The organism is Streptomyces pyxinae (assembly GCF_024756275.1).
In the GTDB taxonomy this organism is placed as follows: domain Bacteria; phylum Actinomycetota; class Actinomycetes; order Streptomycetales; family Streptomycetaceae; genus Streptomyces; species Streptomyces pyxinae.
In genome coordinates this window covers 27,635-44,828 of the sequence record NZ_JANUGQ010000029.1, presented here as the reverse complement: position 1 = coordinate 44,828, position 17,194 = coordinate 27,635, and the positions used below count along the sequence as shown (strand labels likewise).

General features: G+C 76.1%; 17 protein-coding genes. 10 read left to right on the top strand and 7 right to left on the bottom strand.

Features of this window, described 5'->3' with window-relative positions:
* The 3 genes from NX801_RS25860 to rpmG are packed head-to-tail and all read right to left on the bottom strand — an operon-like array spanning position 1 to position 1,556.
* Positions 1–1,134, bottom strand: coding sequence for a CobW family GTP-binding protein (locus NX801_RS25860; RefSeq protein ID WP_258790319.1), 1,134 nt, complete (start codon positions 1,132–1,134; stop codon positions 1–3).
* Positions 1,134–1,388, bottom strand: a complete 255-nt coding sequence (locus NX801_RS25855; RefSeq protein WP_258790318.1) for a type B 50S ribosomal protein L31 — start codon at positions 1,386–1,388, stop codon at positions 1,134–1,136. Before NX801_RS25855 ends, NX801_RS25860 begins: the two co-directional genes overlap by 1 nt.
* Positions 1,389–1,391: 3 nt before the next feature.
* Positions 1,392–1,556, bottom strand: a complete 165-nt coding sequence (rpmG, locus tag NX801_RS25850) for a 50S ribosomal protein L33 (protein WP_009192555.1) — start codon at positions 1,554–1,556, stop codon at positions 1,392–1,394.
* A gap of 63 nt (positions 1,557–1,619) precedes the next feature.
* Between rpmG and rpmB the strand changes: the two genes are divergently transcribed.
* The 3 genes from rpmB to NX801_RS25835 all read left to right on the top strand — a co-directional run bounded on the left by rpmB (position 1,620) and on the right by NX801_RS25835 (position 3,678).
* Positions 1,620–1,856: a 50S ribosomal protein L28 gene (rpmB, locus tag NX801_RS25845; protein ID WP_258790317.1), complete on the top strand. Its 237-nt coding sequence runs from the start codon at positions 1,620–1,622 to the stop codon at positions 1,854–1,856.
* Entirely contained in the window at positions 1,856–2,161 is a 306-nt protein-coding gene (rpsN, locus tag NX801_RS25840) for a 30S ribosomal protein S14 (protein WP_258790316.1), read from the top strand. Before rpmB ends, rpsN begins: the two co-directional genes overlap by 1 nt.
* Positions 2,162–3,141: 980 nt before the next feature.
* Positions 3,142–3,678, top strand: a complete 537-nt coding sequence (locus NX801_RS25835) for a hypothetical protein (RefSeq protein ID WP_258790315.1) — start codon at positions 3,142–3,144, stop codon at positions 3,676–3,678.
* Positions 3,679–3,774: 96 nt separating this feature from the next.
* On the opposite strand, the gene NX801_RS25830 is transcribed toward NX801_RS25835, so the two are convergent.
* Complete coding sequence (locus NX801_RS25830) at positions 3,775–6,048, bottom strand: FUSC family protein (RefSeq protein WP_258790314.1); 2,274 nt, start codon at positions 6,046–6,048, stop codon at positions 3,775–3,777.
* Positions 6,049–6,694: 646 nt separating this feature from the next.
* On the opposite strand from NX801_RS25830, the gene NX801_RS25825 reads away from it, so the two are divergent.
* The 4 genes from NX801_RS25825 (at position 6,695) to NX801_RS25810 (ending at position 8,892) form a co-directional block, all read left to right on the top strand.
* The gene (locus NX801_RS25825) at positions 6,695–6,817 is read left to right on the top strand and encodes a hypothetical protein (protein WP_258790313.1); all 123 of its coding nucleotides are present in this window, start codon (positions 6,695–6,697) and stop codon (positions 6,815–6,817) included.
* Positions 6,814–7,944: a methyltransferase domain-containing protein gene (locus NX801_RS25820; RefSeq protein ID WP_258790312.1), complete on the top strand. Its 1,131-nt coding sequence runs from the start codon at positions 6,814–6,816 to the stop codon at positions 7,942–7,944. The genes NX801_RS25825 and NX801_RS25820 overlap by 4 nt, the downstream gene beginning before the upstream one ends.
* Positions 7,945–8,031: 87 nt before the next feature.
* Entirely contained in the window at positions 8,032–8,331 is a 300-nt protein-coding gene (locus tag NX801_RS25815; protein ID WP_258790311.1) for a DUF5753 domain-containing protein, read from the top strand.
* A 270-nt stretch (positions 8,332–8,601) separates the two neighbouring features.
* On the top strand, positions 8,602–8,892 hold the full coding sequence (locus NX801_RS25810) for a hypothetical protein (RefSeq protein WP_258790310.1): 291 nt from the start codon (positions 8,602–8,604) through the stop codon (positions 8,890–8,892).
* Between the two features lie 123 nt (positions 8,893–9,015).
* Here the strand turns inward: NX801_RS25810 and NX801_RS25805 are convergent, their stop codons facing one another.
* On the bottom strand, positions 9,016–9,708 hold the full coding sequence (locus NX801_RS25805; RefSeq protein ID WP_258790309.1) for a TetR/AcrR family transcriptional regulator: 693 nt from the start codon (positions 9,706–9,708) through the stop codon (positions 9,016–9,018).
* A 53-nt stretch (positions 9,709–9,761) separates the two neighbouring features.
* On the opposite strand from NX801_RS25805, the gene NX801_RS25800 reads away from it, so the two are divergent.
* On the top strand, positions 9,762–10,937 hold the full coding sequence (locus tag NX801_RS25800) for an FAD-dependent oxidoreductase (RefSeq protein WP_258790308.1): 1,176 nt from the start codon (positions 9,762–9,764) through the stop codon (positions 10,935–10,937).
* A gap of 39 nt (positions 10,938–10,976) precedes the next feature.
* Here NX801_RS25800 and NX801_RS25795 read toward each other — a convergent pair whose 3' ends face one another.
* A complete protein-coding gene (locus tag NX801_RS25795) occupies positions 10,977–12,128 on the bottom strand; it encodes a DUF2786 domain-containing protein (protein ID WP_258790307.1) in 1,152 nt (383 codons plus the stop codon).
* A gap of 407 nt (positions 12,129–12,535) precedes the next feature.
* On the bottom strand, positions 12,536–13,450 hold the full coding sequence (locus tag NX801_RS25790; protein ID WP_258790306.1) for an NADP-dependent oxidoreductase: 915 nt from the start codon (positions 13,448–13,450) through the stop codon (positions 12,536–12,538).
* A gap of 164 nt (positions 13,451–13,614) precedes the next feature.
* Between NX801_RS25790 and NX801_RS30850 the strand changes: the two genes are divergently transcribed.
* Together NX801_RS30850 and NX801_RS25780 are read left to right on the top strand one after the other, a co-directional pair.
* Entirely contained in the window at positions 13,615–14,994 is a 1,380-nt protein-coding gene (locus tag NX801_RS30850) for a LuxR C-terminal-related transcriptional regulator (RefSeq protein WP_309505903.1), read from the top strand.
* 195 nt (positions 14,995–15,189) lie between these two features.
* Positions 15,190–16,905: a bifunctional 3'-5' exonuclease/DNA polymerase gene (locus tag NX801_RS25780; RefSeq protein WP_258790305.1), complete on the top strand. Its 1,716-nt coding sequence runs from the start codon at positions 15,190–15,192 to the stop codon at positions 16,903–16,905.
* Positions 16,906–17,194 lie beyond the last annotated feature (289 nt).

Here is a 17,194-nt window from a genome sequence, read left to right as displayed (position 1 = left end):
TCAGACCTCCAGCAGGGCGTCGAAGGCGGGCGGCAACCGCTTCCAGGCGTCGCGGCCCGCGGCGTACTCGGTGTCGGTGAGCAGACAGGAGTCGAGGAGCTCCGCGAGCCCCTCCCGGTCCAGGTCCGGCGAGGTGAAGACCAGGTGCTGGCAGCGGTCCCCGTGCTCGCCGTCCCAGTCCAGCGCGGCCGCCGCCCGGCGCACCGGGGGCACCAGCTCCCAGGCGGCGTCCGGCAGCGCGGCGAGCCAGGGCCCCGCGCTCTCCACGCACAGGGCGCCCCCGGCCGCGTCCCAGGCGAGCAGGGTGTCCGGATGGTCGGCCAGCCAGAAGCGCCCCCGGCTGCGGGCCGCCGCGCAGGTCAGATCCTCCAGCGCCGCGTAGAGCCGCCCGGGGTGGAAGGGGCGGCGGCGGTGCCAGACGTACGTCCCCACCCCGGCCGCCTCCGCCTCCTGCGGCAGCAGCGCACAGGCCGGGTGCTGCGCGGCGGCGGCCGCCTCCACGTCGAACCCGGCCAGCGCGGCGGCGGCCAGCGCCCCGTCCCCGTCCGGCACCGGGACCCGGCGGGCCGTCGGGTGGAGCTGGGCCAGCAGCGCCCGGTCCTCGTCGTCGGCGGCCGGGTTGTCCAGCACGGCGAGCACCGGGGCGTACTCCAGCTGGCGCGCCCAGGTGTCGGCCACCGTCCGCCGGTCGGACGGGGCGGCGGCGAGCCCGGCCTCGGCCAGGTCGTCGCCGTTGCCCAGGCAGGAGAGGATCAGGGCCGGATCGACGGCGGTGATCACGGCACCCAGTTCCAGGCCGGCGTCCGCCACCACCTCGGCCATCGCCTTGGGCTCGACCGAGTCCCACAGCTCGACCACCGCGAGCCGGGTCAGTCCGGCCCCGGCCAGCCGCTCCAGCTCGGGCACCAGGTCCTCGCGCAGGGCGCAGCAGGCGCAGTCGTTGACCAGCGGCGCCTCACCGCTCGACAGCACCCCGGTGGCGTCCCGCACGGTACGGGTGACGGTGCGCCGGCCGGCGGCGGTGGCCAGGTCGTGATGGAGCGCCACACTGCCGGGCACGGTGGCGAGCAGCCGGTCCACGGTGGCGGTGCGGGCCTCCGCGTGCAGTCCGGCGACCACGGCGACGGACAGCATCAGCGGGCTCCGCGCCGGCCGTACCGCCGCTCGAAGCGCTCCACACGCCCGGCGGTGTCCAGCACCCGGGCCTGCCCCGTGTAGAAGGGGTGGCTCGCGGAGGAGATCTCGACGTCCACGACGGGGTAGGTGTTCCCGTCCTCCCAGTCGATCGTCCGGTCGCTGGTCATGGTGGAGCGGGTCAGAAAGGCGAAGCCGCCGGCCCGGTCGCGGAAGACGACGGGGCCGTACGGCGGGTGGATGCCCTGCTTCATGGGTCAGCGCTCCTCTCGGAAGTCGACGTGCCGGCCCACGACGGGGTCGTACTTGCGCAGCGTGAGCCGGTCGGGGTCGTTACGGCGGTTCTTGCGGGTGACGTAGGTGTAGCCGGTGCCGGCCGTGGACCGGAGCTTGATGACCGGTCGGAGTTCGTTGCGGGCCATGGCGTGTACAGTAACTGAAAATGGTTCCCATTAACAAAAGGCCCCTGGAGAGGTAGGTCACCCTTGTCCGCCCACTGCCAACTGACCGGCGCCCGGCCCGGCTTCGGCAACCGCGTCTCGCACTCCCACCGGCGCACCTCCCGCCGCTTCGACCCGAACATCCAGCGGAAGCGCTACTGGCTGCCGAGCGAGGGCCGGTACGTCCGGCTCACCCTCAGCGCCCGCGCGGTGAAGACCATCGACACCATCGGCGTCGAGGCCGCCGTCGCCCGGATCCGCGCCCGGGGGGTGAAGGTCTGATGGCGAAGAAGAGCAAGATCGCGCGCAATGAGCACCGCAAGGAGGTGGTGGCGCGGTACGCCGCCCGCCGCGCCGAGCTGAAGGAACTGATCCGCCGCCCGGAAACGCCGGAGGCCGAACGGCTCGCCGCCCGGGCCGAACTGGGCCGCCAGCCGCGCGACGCCAGCGCCACCCGGGTGCGCAACCGGGACAGCGTGGACGGCCGGCCGCGCGGCCATCTGCGGAAGTTCGGCGTCTCCCGGGTACGACTCCGCGAACAGGCCCACGCCGGCTACCTCCCGGGCGTCCGCAAGTCCTCCTGGTAGGCGGGCCGGTCGCCCTCCCCGGGCCCGGGCCGGAGGCCGCTCCCGGGAGGCGTTTCCGGGGCGCCGGGGGTGGTCCGCCCGGGGCCCGGGCCGGAGACCCGACCAGGACGCCGCCGGCGTCCGGCGCGACAAGGCCACCCCGGGCCCCGAGCCGGGGGCCGTTCACGGCGGGGGTCCGTTCCCGGCGGCGCCCGTTCATGGCGGGACCCGTTCACGGCGGCGCCCGTTCATGGCGGAGGCCGCTCCGGGCGAGGCCTGCTCCCAGCGGCGCCTGCTCCCAGCGGGGGTCCGTTCACGACGGGGCCGAACCCGGCGGGGCCCGCTCTCGGCGGGGGTCCGTTCATGGCGGGGCCCGCTCCCGCGGCCCGGGCCGGAGACCCGACCAGGGCGCCGCCGGCGTCGGCGTGACAAGGCCGCCCCGGGCCCCGAGCCGGAAGCCGTACCCGGCGGAGCCCGCTCCCGGCGGGACCCGTTCCGGGCGAGGCCCGTTCCCAGCGGCGCCCGCTCCCAGCGGGACCCGTTCACGACGGGGCCGAACCCGGCGGAGCCCGTTCCCGGCGGGACCCGTTCCGGGCGAGGCCCGTTCCCAGCGGCGCCCGCTCCCAGCGGGACCCGTTCACGACGGGGCCGAACCCGGCGGGGCCCGCTCCCGCGGCCCGGGCCGGAGACCCGACCAGGACGCCGCCGGCGTCCGGCGCGACAAGGCCACCCCGGGCCCCGAGCCGGGGGCCGTTCCCGGCGGGGGTCCGTTCCCGGCGGGACCGTACCCGGCGGGGCCCGTTCCCGGGCCCCGAGCCGGAGGCCGCTCCCGGAGGGGCCGTTCATGGTGGGCCCCCTCCCGGCGGAGGCCGCTCCGGGCGGGGCCCGTTCCCGGCGGCGGGCGGCGGTCCTCCCGGGCGCTTCCCGGCCCTGGAGGCGCCGGGTGAACCGCTGGTAACTTGTCGGCGTCCCGTCACCGTGCACCGACGAGGAGGGCCGACGTGCCCAGCCGCAGCACCACCGGGTCCGCCAGGGCGGCCACCGCCCTCTGTCTGGGGATCGCCGCGCTCACCGTCCTCACCGGCTGCGGCGGCCCGTCCGGCGACGGCGGTGACGCCAAGGACCGTGGTACGGACCGGAGCACCCCACCGACAGCGCCGACAGCGCCCACCGCGCCCACCGGCACCGCCCCGGCCGGCCCCACCGGGGCGCCCGCCCAGGAGGGTTCCTGGGCGGGTCTCTCCTCCGCCGGCAAGCCGGTCAGTCTGACCATCCGGCGCGGCAAGGCGCTGGTCATCGCGGAGGCCCGGGTCTGTCAGGGCACGGCCACGGCCGCCTCGGGCGCGGTGTCTCTGGCGCTGAAGTGCAACGACGGCGACACCACCCGCGCCAGCGGCACCGCCCGCCCGGCCAAGGGCTCGAACCTCGTCGTCACCTGGTACGGCGGCACCCGGGACACCCTGGTCAAGGCCGCCGAATCCGACATCCCGGCCGAGCTCCCGACCGCCCTGCCGGACTCCCTGCCGGCCGCCGGCTGACCGGGATCCCCGCCGGTGGTCCGCCGCCGGACCCGCGGCAACCGTCCGCCGGGCGGGCCCCGCCGGCGGTCCACCACCCCGGCTCGCCCCGCTCGGCTAACCGGCCTCGCGCCGACCGGCCCCCGTCCCCTTTCCGTCCCGCCGGTCCCGGCCGCCCGGGCCGGTGCCGTCCGCCAGCGCCTCGGTCAGCGCGTCCAGCGCCTCCAGCAGCATCCGCGCCCCGTTCCGCACCACCGGATCGTCCACCCTCCCGGCCCCGGCCGCCGCCCCGGCGTCGCTCCCGGCGGAGGTTCCGGCCTTCCCGGCCCCGCCCCCATCGGGGGTCTCCGCCGCCCCGGCCTCACCGGGGGTCCCGGCAGGTGTCCCCTCGCCCCCGTCGGAGGTCCCGGCCTCCTCCCCCGGCGCCGTCGTCCACGGCGGCCCCGCCACCAGCTCCCGCAGGTTCTCCCAGCGCGGGGCCCGCCGCTCGCGCACCTCCCGGGCGCCCTGCCGGGTGGCGTGGGCCAGCTCCTCGGACAGCGCGGCGGCAGCCGGCAGCGGGGTCGCCCGCCGGTCCGGCAGATGGGCCTCCATCAGCATCGCCACCCGGCCGAACTGGGCCAGCGCGTGCTCGGCGTCCCCGGCCGCCGCCCGGGAGAGCCCCCGGTGCCGCACCGGTTCATGGGCGGCCCGCTCCAGCGCGTCCTGCCAGGCGACCCGGGCGTCCCGGGTGGCGAGCAGGGACTCCCGTACGGCAGCGGTGGCCCCGCTCGCCGCCGGGTCCGCGTAGTGCGCCACCACCTGGGCCGCGTACCGCCCGTCCGCCGCCAGCCAGTCCGCCAGCCGGGTCCGCAGCCGGGGCGTCTCCCAGGCCGGGTAGACCGCGTACGCCGCCATCGCCAGCACCCCGCCCAGCAGGGTGAGCACCACCCGCTCGGGCACGGTCTGGGTCCACTGCTCGCCGCCCATGCCGAGCAGGAAGACGACGTACGCCGCCACGAAGATCTGCCCGGCGGCGTATCCGGTGCGCATCAGCAGATACATCCCGAAGGCGCAGACCACCGCCAGCACCGCCGAGGCGTACGTCTCCGGGGTGACCAGCCGGACGATCCCGGTGGCCAGCGCCACCCCCAGCAGGGTGCCGAAGAAGCGGGCGACCGAGCGGGCGTAGGTCTGGGTGAAGTCCGGGCGCATCGACATCACGGCGGCCATCGGCGCCCAGTAGCCGTGGCCCAGCGGCAGTGCCGCCCCGATGAGATAGCCGACCCCCGCGACCGCCGAGACCCGCACCGCGTGCCGCAGCACCGGGGAGTCGGCGCGCAGCTCCCGGCGCACCGTACGCAGCACGCCTGGGAGCAGGCTCAGCAGCGGCGGCCGTTCCCGCAGGTCACCGATGTCGGCCCGGTCGGTGGGGCCGGCCGTCTCCACCACGTCCTCCAGCAGCGAGGCGAGCCGGGCGGCGGCGCGGCGCGGCGGCCCGGAGAAGAGGGCGGCGGTGTCGGGCGTCCGGAGGGCGGCGAGGGCGCCGGGCGGAATGGTGGCGGGGACTCCCTTCCGTACCGCCCGGGCGGCGGAATCCAGCACCTGCGCGGCGGCGGCCAGCAACTCCCGCACCCGGTCCCGCTCCGGTCCCTCCGCCGGTACGCCCACCGAGGGGTCGGCCAGCGAGGCGAGCACCGGCCGGATCCGCTCGGCCAGCCCGCGCGCCCCGTGCAGCTCGGCGGGCCGGTGCCGGGCCTGGCGGGGGCTGACGGCGGCGGCGTTACGGGCGGTCATCAGCGGCACCGGGTCGAACGGCGCGTACGGGTCGTGCCGCAGCCGCCGGGCGTAGTCGGCCTCGGCCGCCAGCGCGTCCGCGAGCGCGTCCCGCTGGGCGCCCCAGCGGCGGATCGGCACCAGCACGATCAGCGCCGCCTGCACCAGCCCGCCGACCGCGATCATCCCGGCGTGCGCGGCCGCGTCCGCCACCGAGGTCGGCAGGGTCACCGTGACCAGCATGATCGCCACATTGGACGAGGCGATGATCCCCGCCGTCGTCCCGGCCGCCCAGAGCAGCCCCGCCAGGAACGTCCACACCAGCAGCAGGGCCAGGAACAGCGCCACATGCGCCCCGGTCAGGTACCCCAGGAACGTCGAGACCGCCAGGCTCGCCCCCGAGGCCAGCGCCAGCGTCGCCCGGGGCCGCCAGCTCCGCTGAAAGGTCGCGATCGCCGCCTGGAACGCCCCGAACGCCGAACTCGCCGCCACCCCCGGCCCGAACAGGGCCAGGCTCACCCCGACCACCAGCGCCAGCCCCGCCGCTCCGCGCAGCGCCACCAGCGGCTCCAGCCGCCGCCGCTCCACCGTCAGCCCCGACCGTGCGGTCGCCTTCAGCGCGCGGAGCCAGCTCATGCCACCGAGGGTAACCGCGCCCCCACCGATTATTCCTGGTCACACCCTCTGGGCAGGCTTCCTCTGTCACCACGGCCCGGTGACGGGTATGTGACTTCCGGCAAGAGGCGCGACGCGGTCTCTCGGAGGCCGTAACCTGAACGGCGCGTGCTCCGCGCGAGCGGAGGTTGCGCGAGTAGCGGTGACCTCGAACGCACGAGGGACAAGTGCTCTCCGCTCCAGCGGAGGTAATCCGACCGATTCGCGGGACCTGCGCCGTGCGCGCCGGGCGCACAGCCGGCGAAGCCGTACCCGACTCATTCGTCGTATCGGGTGGAAGCCGATGAGGGGCCGCCGGATGGTCTGGCTCTCCCTGGTCCACCCCGTCCTCTAGGACGCCGCCGAGTCGGCTCACGAGCCCGCCATGCACACCTCCGAAGAAGCGTGGGCCGCCTACGACCCGCACACCCGGGAGGCACGGACGTGACCTGTCGCGTCACCTGCACCGACCAGGCCCCCGCTCGGCCGCGAGGCCGGACAAGGTCGTCAGGGTGACCAGGCGTCCGACCGCGGGAGCGGCGATCGAGCGGCCGGAAACCGACTGGTCGACCACTCTTCGAAGTCGCAAGGATGCGTACCGCGACATCGACATGAAACAGGAGCAGCCATGCGCGGAAAGCACGGTGACGGCAAGGGCGGAGCCGACGGGGACCAGCAGCAGTCTCCCCGGGAGTCGGACGGACAGTGGACGAAGCCGGTGACGAACCCGCCGAAGAAGCCGCAGAAGTGACCACGCCCCAGGCCCTCGTCGACGCCCTCACCGGCGAGGGCACCCTCCCGGACACCTGGGCGGAGGCCGTCCGGGCCGTCCCCCGGGCCCTGTTCCTGCCGGACGAGATCGAGGTGGGCGGCCGGCGGGTCGACCGCTCCTCGGATCCGGCGCGCTGGCTCGCAGCCGTCTACGCCGACGTGCCCGTGATCACCCAGGTCAATGACGGACGGCCCGCGCCCGAGGGCGACTACCGGCTGCCGACCTCGTCCAGTTCCATGCCCTCGGTCATGCTGGAGATGCTGGAGCTGCTCGATGTGCACCCGGGGCAGCGGGTGCTGGAGGCGGGCACCGGCACCGGGTACCACGCGGCCTGGCTCTGCCACCGGCTCGGGGACCGGAACGTCACCTCGGTGGACATCGACGCCGGCCTGGTCGAGCGGGCCGCCAAGGCGCTGGCCGCCGCCGGGTACGCGCCTCGGCTCGGCGCCGGAGACGCGGCCGCGGGATGGCCGGAAGGGGCGCCGTACGACCGGCTGATCGCGACCTACACGGTGCCGGAGATCCCGTACGCCTGGGTCGAACAGGCGCCGGGCGGCCGGATCGTGGCGCCCTGGGGCGGCAGCTTCTTCTCGCACTCGTACGCCGTCCTGGACGTGGCCGACGGCCGGGCCACGGGCCGCTTCACCGGCTGGCCCGCGTTCATGCGCGGCCGCGTCGCCCGCCCGCACCGGGGTTTCCTCAGCGACTTCCACCACCGCGACGACCGGGGCGAACCCGGCCGGACGGACCTGGACCCCCGCGCCTTCACCACCGACCCCGACGGCCTCTTCCACACCGGGCTGGCCCTGCCCGACGCCTGGTACCTCCTCGCGGAGGCCCGGGACGACAGCGGCGAGGCCACCCTCTGGCTGCTGGCCGACGACCGCCGCTCCTGGGCGACCGTCGAGTACGTGCCCGGCGCCGGGAGGTACGAGACCGAGCAGTTCGGCCCCCGCCGCCTGTGGACCGAGGCGGAGACCGCATACCGCCGGTGGCAGGCCCTCGGCGCCCCGTCCCGGGATCGCGCCGGCCTCACCGTCGATCCGGCCGGGCAGCACCTGTGGCTGGACACCCCGGACCACCCACTGCCCGGCCCCACCCCCTGACCGCAGGACCGGGGCCGCCTCCGGCTGCCGACGCCGCGGGCCATCACGGACGCCTGCGACGCGACCGAGGCCGAGCGGGACGCCCTGGTGCGACTCGTCGCGGACCAGGACCGCGGCTGGTGGATGGACGACCCGGGCCTCCCCGAAGTGTTCGGCTCCCTGGTGTCGTTCGAGGACTACGCGACCTATGAGCGCGGCTGGGCCAATTCGCTGATCTCCGGCCTCCTCCAGACGCGGGCCCATGCCTTGGCGCTCCACCAGGAGGCGCGCATCCGAAAAGAGCCTGACGCCATCACCGCCGAGGAGGACAACCGGATGCGCCGTCAGGAGATTCTTCAACGAGGCCCCTCGTATCTCCGGGTGGTGCTCCGTACCCCCCGTCGGTGACGATCCGGGCCTGGTGGTCGAGCAGTTGGACCAGCTGGAGGCCATGGCCCAGTGGCCCGGCATCGACCTCCAGATCATGCCCACCGCCTCCGGACCCGGCCCGACCGGCGCGGGCGGGCGGGCACTTCGTGATCCCGGGGTGCGGCCCGTTCGCATGGCGCGACGGTGCGCGGAAGCCATTGCCGGGTCCCCTATTCGGGTGCGATGCGGCACACGCCCCGCAGAACCCGGCGAACGCCTGGTTGGTTTGAGCCGTCACAGGAGGTGCTCATGAGCGGGAACGACGGGACTACATGGACCACCAGCGTCGCCGGCAGGGAGGGCCGGGTCCCGGCGACGATCAACGGAGTCCGCGTTGCCCTCGGGCACGAACCCGAGCGACTGGCCGCGTCCGAGGCCGAGATCGGAGACGCTCCGGCGGAGCAACCGCAATTGGTGCTGACCGAGTGGGCGCTCTCCACGACGGGCGCCGACGAGGAGGACGATGCCGTCATCGCCCGGCTCCGCGCCGGCGACTTCACCGGTTGCGTTCCTCAGGAGCCCGGGACAGGGGTGGCATGAGCCACTACCAGGTCCAGTATTCGCCCGAGGCTCATGCGTCGCTGAATCTGACGGCGGCACCCACACCCGCACGGCCCGTGGATACCGGCTCCGGCCCCGCTCGCCCGCGGCAGGAGCCGGGCGTCACGCCGGGGGCGGGGAGAGTCTGGCGGCCACGGCGTCGAGGACCCAGTCCAGGCCGGTCGTGAAGGATGTCTCGGCGTCCACGTCCGTGCCGTCGTACACGGCCTTGGCCAGCGCCGGGAAGCGGCCCGTGGCGAGCATCCTCGTCACATGCGGGCCGGAGGCGCGCTGCCAGTCGTGCTTGGACAGGCCCGTGGCGCGCTCGGCCCGCAGGTTGGCGGTCTCCCGCCTGATCGCGCCGATGACATAGGCGCTGACGGTCTCCACGGCGCGCATGACGGTGTCGACGTCGGCCAGGCCGTCGAGGGCGGCCAGGTTGGCCTCGGTCACGGCGAGGCCGTTCGGGCCGAGGGACGGGCGGCCGCCCAGCAGGTCGGCCAGCCATTCGTGGCGGAGGGCGGACCGCCTGGTGCGGTGGGCGAGGACGCGCAGCGCCTCCCGCCAGTCACCGGGCGACTCCTCGGAGAGTATCTCGGCGTGGACCTCGTCCACCATGAGGTCGAACAGCTCCTCCTTGGTGGCGATGTATCCGTACAGCCGCATCGGGCCGGCCTCCAGCCGGGCGGCGACCTTGCGCAGGGACACCGCCTTCAGCCCGCCCTCGTCGGCCAGTGCGACGGCGGCGGCGACGATGCGCTCCCGGTCGAGCGGCACGGGCTGATTCGGCGGCTCCGGCCGGTCCCACACAGTCATGGCCACACAATACCGTTGCGATACAGCGTCAGGGCGCAATACAGTGTATCGCTATGAGATATCGCATCGCGGTGGTCGGGAGTGGCCCCGCCGGCCTAACCTTCGCCCGTGTCCTGCACCGCCACGGCCACCCCGTCACCGTCCTGGAACGCGATCCCGCCCCCGACGCCCGGCCCCCGGGCGGCACGCTGGACCTGCGTGAAGGACTGGGCCAGCTCGCGCTGGACAAGGCGGGGCTGCTGGCGGAGTTCCAGGCGCTGTGCCGTCCCGAGGGGCAGGCCATGCGCATCCTGGACCCGGACGGGACCGTCCTGCGCGACTGGCGGCCCCGTCCGGACGACCGGGCCAACCCCGAGATCGACCGCGGGCAGCTGCGTGACCTGCTGCTCGGTCCGCTCGACATCCAGTGGGGGCGAGGCGTGACGCGGGTGGTGCCGGGGGGCCGGGACGGCGTACTGGTCGAGTTCGCGGACGGGCGGCAGGAGACGTTCGACCTCGTGGTCGGCGCGGACGGCGCCCGGTCCCGGGTCCGCCCGGCGGTCTCGCCGGTGACGCCGCGCTACACCGGCGTCACCTCGGTCGAGACCTCCCTCGACGACGTCGACACCCGCCACCCCGGCCTCGCCCGGTTGATCGGTGACGGTTCCCTGGCGGCGTACGGCGTGAACCGGGCGCTCGTCGCCCAGCGCAACAGCGGCGGCCACGTCAAGGTGTACGCCCAGTTCCGCGCGCCACTGGACTGGCACACACACCTGGAACCGGCCGACACCGAGGCCGTGCGATCGAGTCTGCTGGCTCTGTTCGACGGCTGGGCCGCTCCCCTCCTCGAACTCCTCCGCCACGGCGCCGCTTTCGTCCACCGCCCCGTGCACGTGCTGCCCGTGTCCCACACCTGGACCCATGTCCCCGGGGTGACGCTCCTGGGCGACGCCGCCCATCTGATGCCCCCGCTGGGGGCGGGCGCGAACCTCGCGATGCTGGACGGCGCCGAACTCGCCGAGTCCATCGCCACCGCCACCGCCACCGCCACCGGCGCGGGAGATCCGGACGGGCTGGACGAGCTGGACGAGCTGGACGAGCTGGACGAGATCGTCCGCGCCTTCGAGGAACGGATGTGGGCCCGGGCCGGCCGATGGGCGGAGATCACGACGGCCGGTCTGGAACGCCTGGTGAGCCCGGACCCCGCCCAGGCCCTCGCCCTCTTCGACCGAGTCCAGTCGTCGTCCTGACCCGCCCGGCGCGAGGGCCGGGGAGCCGCGGCCCGCGGTTCACCCCCGCAGCCGCCTCCGGCCCTGTTCCCGGTCCTGGGGGCCGCCGGTCGCCGCGCGGTCGGCGGCGGTGGTGCCGTGGTGCCAGCCGGCCGCGTCCTGGGCGCCCCGCACCCGGGTGGTCGTCGTCTCGGGGAACATCCGGTCCGCCCGCGTACCCACCGCCACGTCCCGCGCGGCCAGGACCGGGAGCAGGGTCGGCTCGGTGGCGGTGACCCGGTCGGCGGTGGCGGTGAGGCGGGCGCCCAGCCGGTCGGCGTAGGCCAGCAGGAACGACTGGCGGAAGGTCTTGGTGCGGCGACGGCCGCCCGCCCGCTGCTCGGCCTCCGCCCTGGCGAGCGCGGCCATGCCCTGGACCAGCAGCGAGGCATGGAGCAGCTCCGCCCGTTCCAGGTCCGGGGCGAAGCCGACCACCACCGAGAAGCCGTACGCCTCGTGCCAGACCGCCCGGCAGTGGTTGGCCCGCGCCACCGCGTCCAGCAGGATCGCCTTGCTGGTCTCGTACGGGGGCTCCACGCCGATCCGGATCGCGGCCGGCTCGTCGGGGCGCGGGGCGCCGGCCGCGAGGGCCGCCTCGTCCAGGCTGTACCGGGCCATCAGCTCCTGGGCCTTGGCGGTCAGCGCCTCCGCCTCCTCCGGGTAGCCGGTGGCCTCCGCCTTGGCCAGCAGCGCCCGTACCCGGGCCAGCGTACGGGGCTCGCCCGGCACCGGGACGGCACCGGCCCCGGCGCCCGGCGGCGGGCCGACCGGTTCGAGGGCCGGGAGCCGGACGAGCAGCCGGCAGAGCTCCAGCAGAGCGGTGGCCCGGCCGAACCGGTCGGCCCGCCACTCCCCGGCCGGCAGCTCCGCCAGCTGGTCCGCCCAACGCGGCGGCAGCGCCCGGTAGCCGCCGAGCTCGGCCCGGATCAGCCCGGCCGCCAGCAGCGCGTGGTGCTCCTCCAGCTCCCGGCGGACCAGCCGCAGCACATCGGCCGGCTGCCAGCCGCGCCGCCAGGCCGTACGGACGAACTCCCGCGCCCGTCGGTCGAGTTCGGCGTCGGAGGCGGGATCGGCCGCGAGCAGCGAGGCGCCGGTGTCCAGACCGGTGTCGTCGCCCTGGCCGTAGAGGGCCGCCGCCAGGGCCCGGCCGACGGCGGAATCGTCCGTACTCATCCGCCCATCCTCACACCGGACCCGCGCAGGGACTCACACCGGACCCGCGCGGGGACTCGCATCGGGCCCGCGCGGGGACTCGCATCGGGCCCGCTCGGGGCCGCACGCCGAACCCGCCCGGCGTCCCGCACCGGACCCGCCCGGTATCCCACACCGGACCCGCGCGGTGACTCACACCGGACCCGGCGCAGGGGCTCACACCCGGGCCGCTCGGGACCACACGCCGAACCTGCTCGGCGTCTCACACCGGACCCACCCCGGGGACTCACACCGGGCCCGCTCGGGGGGCTCATGCCGGGCCGCCCGTTCAGGGACTGGCACGGGACCCGGCCCGGGATCTTTGGCGACCCCGTCCCGGGACCGATGCCGGACCCGGCCGGGGCGGACACCGGCGTACGTCCCGGCGCTCACACCAGGATGACCAGCTTGCCGCGCCGGTGGCCCCGCTCGCTGGCGCGCTGCGCCTCGGCGGCCTCGGCGAGCGGGAAGGCCCGCTCGACCGGGAGCCGCAGCTCCCCGGAGACCAGCTGCCCGGCCTGCTCGGCCAGCCAGGCGCGGATCGTCTCCGGGGGCGTACCACCGCCGGAGAAGGTCACCCCGTGGTCGGCGGCGTCCACGGCGGCGATGGTGATGATCCGGTCGATCGTACCGCCGCGCAGCTCGACCGAGACGGGCAGGGTGTCGTGGCCGGCCGCGTCGAACACCGCGTCCACCCCCTGCGGGGCGGCCTTCCGCACCCGGTCCGCGAGCCCTTCGCCGTACGCCACCGGCACCGCGCCCAGCTCACGCAGCAGTTCGTGGTTGGCCGGCGAGGCGGTGCCGATCACCGTGGCGCCCCGGGCGACCGCCAGTTGGGTGGCGAGCTGCCCCACCGCCCCGGCCGCGCCGTGCAGCAGCAGGGTCTCGCCGGCCGTCACACCGAGCTGGTCCAGCACCCGCCGGGCCGTCTCGCCCGCCACCGGCAGCGCGGCGGCCTGCTCGAAGGAGAGACCGGCCGGCTTGGCGGCGTACGCGGCGGCGACGGTGTACTCGGCGTACCCCCCGGTCGTCGCCATACCGAACACCTCGTCGCCCACCGCGACCCCGGTCACCCCCACGCCCAGCGCGTCCACCACCCCGGCGAACTCCAGCCCGGGCACGACCGGGAACGTCGTCGGGATCAGCTCCGTCAGCCGGCCGTACCGGATCTTGTGGTCCACCGGGTTCACCCCGGCGGCCACCACCCTGGCGCGTATCTCGCCGGGCCCCGGCTCGGGCCGGTCGGTCTCCGTGAGGGTGAGCACCTCGGGGCCGCCGAACTCGGTGTAGGTGATGGCGCGCATGCGTCGTCCTCCCGCTGTCGTCAGGGTCCGCCGCCGGGGCAGGCACCCCGGCGGCGGTCTCCAGCCTGGGCCGGGCTTCCCCGGACCACGGCCGGTCTTCCGGCCAGTCGTACCTGGCCGGAAGGACAGCGGCGGCCCGGCGCCGGACACCTACGCTGGAGCGCATGAAACGGGACCACGGGAAGCCGGAGTGGGGACGCGGGGAACGGGACCGCGGAAAGCCGGAGGGGGAACGCGGGGAACGGGACCACGGGAATCCGGAGGGCGAGCGCGTGGAGCCGACCGGGTCCGCCGCCGCCGCGATCGCCGCCGCCCGCCGGGTGATCGGCCGGCCGCTCGGCCGGGTCCTGCCCGCGCTCTCCGAGACACTGGCCGCCGCCGTCCCGCACCTGGCGGCGGCCGAACTCTCCACCCACTGCTCCTACGCCCCCTTCAAGACCTGCGGCCCCGAGGAGATCACCGACCGGCTCACCCAGGCCGACCTGGCGCCGCTGCTCGCCTCCGGGGTGGCCGGCCGGCCCTGGCAGGGCACCCTGTCGCTGGCCGGGGCCGAGCGGCCGGTGCTGGCGGTCCACAGCGACGCCACGCCCCGGGGCGCGGTGCTGCTGCTGGTACGGGAGGAGGGCGCCGCCCCGGCCGGCGCGGAGGCACTGGCGCTGGTCCAGGCGCTGTGGGACCTGGTCACGGCCCACTTCGAGCGGCTCGCGGCGGAGGCCGTCCCCGGGGTGCTGGCCCGCTCGCTGACGGCCGCCGGCACCCGGGCCCGGGTGCTCGCGGAGCTGGGCGAGGAGCAGGCGGCCACGCTGACCGGGCTGCTCGGGGTGTTGCGCAGCCGCCGGCTGGACGACGCGGTGGCTCGGGCGACCGCCGTGGAGCTGGCCGTCGCCAAGCTGGTCGAGCTGCGGGCCCGGGCGGAGCGGGACCAGGAGGTGACGGAGGAGCCGGCCGACCGGGCCTTCGCACGGCTGGCCGAATCGCTGGAGCCGCTGCTCCGCTACGGCCCGGTACGGCTGGAGCTGGCCGGACCGGACGGGGACGCCCGGCCGCTCCACGCCGATCTGGCGCACACCGCCCGGGCGGTGGTCCGGGCGGTGCTGCTGACCGTGCTGGACCAGGACGGGGTGGGCCGGGTCCGGGTCGGCTGGCGGCTCACCGGCGACGAGCTGCGCGCGACCGTCCGGGACGACGGGCCCGGGGAGCTGTCCGCCCGCGCCCTGGCACCCGGCCGGGTGGCCGAGCGGCTGGCCGTGCTGGGCGGCCGGCTGGAGGTGGACGCCGAACCGGGCTGGGGCACCACCGTCACCGCCGTCCTCCCGCTGCGGGCGGGGCACCCGGAGCCGGCCGCCGCCGATCCGCTGACCGGCCTCGGTGGACGGGAGCTTGAGGTACTGACCCGGCTGGCGCTCGGCCACCGCAACCGGGCCATCGCGGCGGAGCTGCACATCAGCGAGTCGACCGTGAAGTTCCATGTGGCCAACATCCTCACCAAGCTGGGCGTGGGCTCCCGGGGCGAGGCCGCGGCCGTCTACCACGCGGCGGCCTGACCCCGTCCGGGCGGCCCGACCCCGGCCGGCACCCATCCGGTCACCGCGCGGCGGTCCGGTGCCGGGCCGTCAACCGCGCGGCGGTCCGGCATCCGGCCGGCCGGAGAGGCACTCGGGTCCCGGCCACGCCTGCGCCCGTCGTGCGTCGTGCGTCGCGGCGGGCCGTTGTCAGTGCGGGGTGCCAGACTCGCACCGGTGAACGAACGATGGGCCCTGGACGCCACCGAGGGCGGCGGGGCGCTGCTGGTGGAGCTGGACGGGGACGGGCGCCCGGCCGGGCCGGTGCGTGCCGAGGCGGACCTGGTGGCGGCGGTGCGGGCCCGCCCGGAGGTGGGCCGCTGGGTGTGGCGGTCCACCCCGGAGGCGTACCCGGAGCTGCTCGCCGCCGGGGTGCGGGTCGAGCGGTGTTACGACATCGAGGCCGCCGAACAGTTGCTGCTGGGCCACGAGGGCCGGCTCGGCGAGCCCCGGTCCCCCGCCGCCGCCCATGCCCGGCTGCACGGCCTGCCCGTACCGCCCGATCCTCCGCAGCGGGCGGCCGAGCCGGGCGCGCAGTCCTCGCTCTTCGAGCCCTCGGCCGGGGCCGGGCTGCCGTTCGACGGGCTGCTGGAGGTCTACGCGGACCAGCAGCGGCGGCTGGCCGCCACCGAGCACCCGGGGCGGATGCGGCTGCTGGTGGCCGCCGAGTCGGCCGGCATGCTGATCGCGGCCGAGCTGCGGCGGGCCGGGCTGCCGTGGCGGGCCGATGTGCACCGGGCGGTCCTCGACGAGCTGCTGGGCGAGCGGTACGGCGGCCGGGGCGAGCCGCGCCGGCTGGCGGAGCTGGCGGACGAGGTGTCGGCGGCGTTCGGCCACCGGGTGCGGCCGGAGCTGCCCGCCGAGGTGCTGCGCGCCTTCGCCCGCGCCGGAACGCCGGTGAAGTCCACCCGGAAGTGGGAGCTGGCCAAGGTGGACCACCCGGCCGTCGAACCGCTGCTCGCCCACAAGAAGCTGTACCGGCTGTGGACGGCGCACGGCTGGGGCTGGCTCCAGGACTGGGTGCGGGACGGCCGCTTCCGCCCCGAGTACCTGCCGGGCGGCACCGTCACCGGCCGCTGGACCACCAACGGCGGCGGGGCGCTCCAGATCCCCCGGGTCGTCCGGCGGGCGGTGGTGGCCGACCCGGGGTGGCGGCTGGTGGTGGCGGACGCGGACCAGCTGGAGCCCCGGGTGCTGGCGGCGATCTCCCGGGACCCCGGTCTGATGGAGGTGGCGGGCCACCCGGACGACCTCTACACCCGGCTCTCGGACCGGGCCTTCTCCGGCGACCGGGAGCACGCCAAGCTGGCGCTGCTGGGCGCGATCTACGGGCAGACCAGCGGTGACGGGCTGCGGAACCTCGCCGCCCTGCGCCGTCGCTTCCCCCGGGCGGTGGCCTATGTGGACGACGCGGCCCGGGCGGGCGAGGAGGGCCGGCTGGTCCGCACCTGGCTCGGCCGGACCAGCCCCCGGGCGGTCGGCGCGGCCGAGGCCGAGGAGGCCGGCATTCCGCAGGACCCGCCCGCACCGGCGGCCGGAACTGATGCCGACCAGGACCCGGGCGGCGGGGCCGGCTTCACCCCCGGGTACGCCTCGGCCGACTCCCGGGCGCGCGGCCGGTTCACCCGTAACTTCGTGGTGCAGGGCAGCGCCGCCGAGTGGGCGCTGCTGATGATGGCCGCCCTGCGGCAGGCGACCGCCGGGACCAGGGCGGAGCTGGTGTTCTTCCAGCACGACGAGGTGATCGTGCACTGCCCGGCCGAGGAGGCGGAGGCGGTCGCCGAGGCCGTTCGCGCGGCCGGGGAGACCGCCGGCCGGATCGCCTTCGGCGAGACCCCGGTGCGCTTCCCCCTCACCACGGCCGTGGTGGAGTGCTACGCCGACGCGAAATGACCCGCGGCAGGCGGCAGGCGGCAGGCGGCAAGCCCAGGCGCGCGGAAGGCGTACAGGCAGACCCGACGGGAGGCGGCAGGGCAGGCCGGACGAGAGACGACCGTGCAAGCCGGTCGGAAGGCGGCGGGGCAGGCGCACGGAAGGCGTACGGGCAGACCGGACGGGACGCGGCGAGGCAGGCCGGCCGGAAGGCGGCAGGGCAGGCCAGTCGAGGAGCGGCAGGGCGTACGGACGGAAGGCGACCGGACAGGCCGGACGGAAGACGGCGGCGCGGACGGAAGACGGCGGG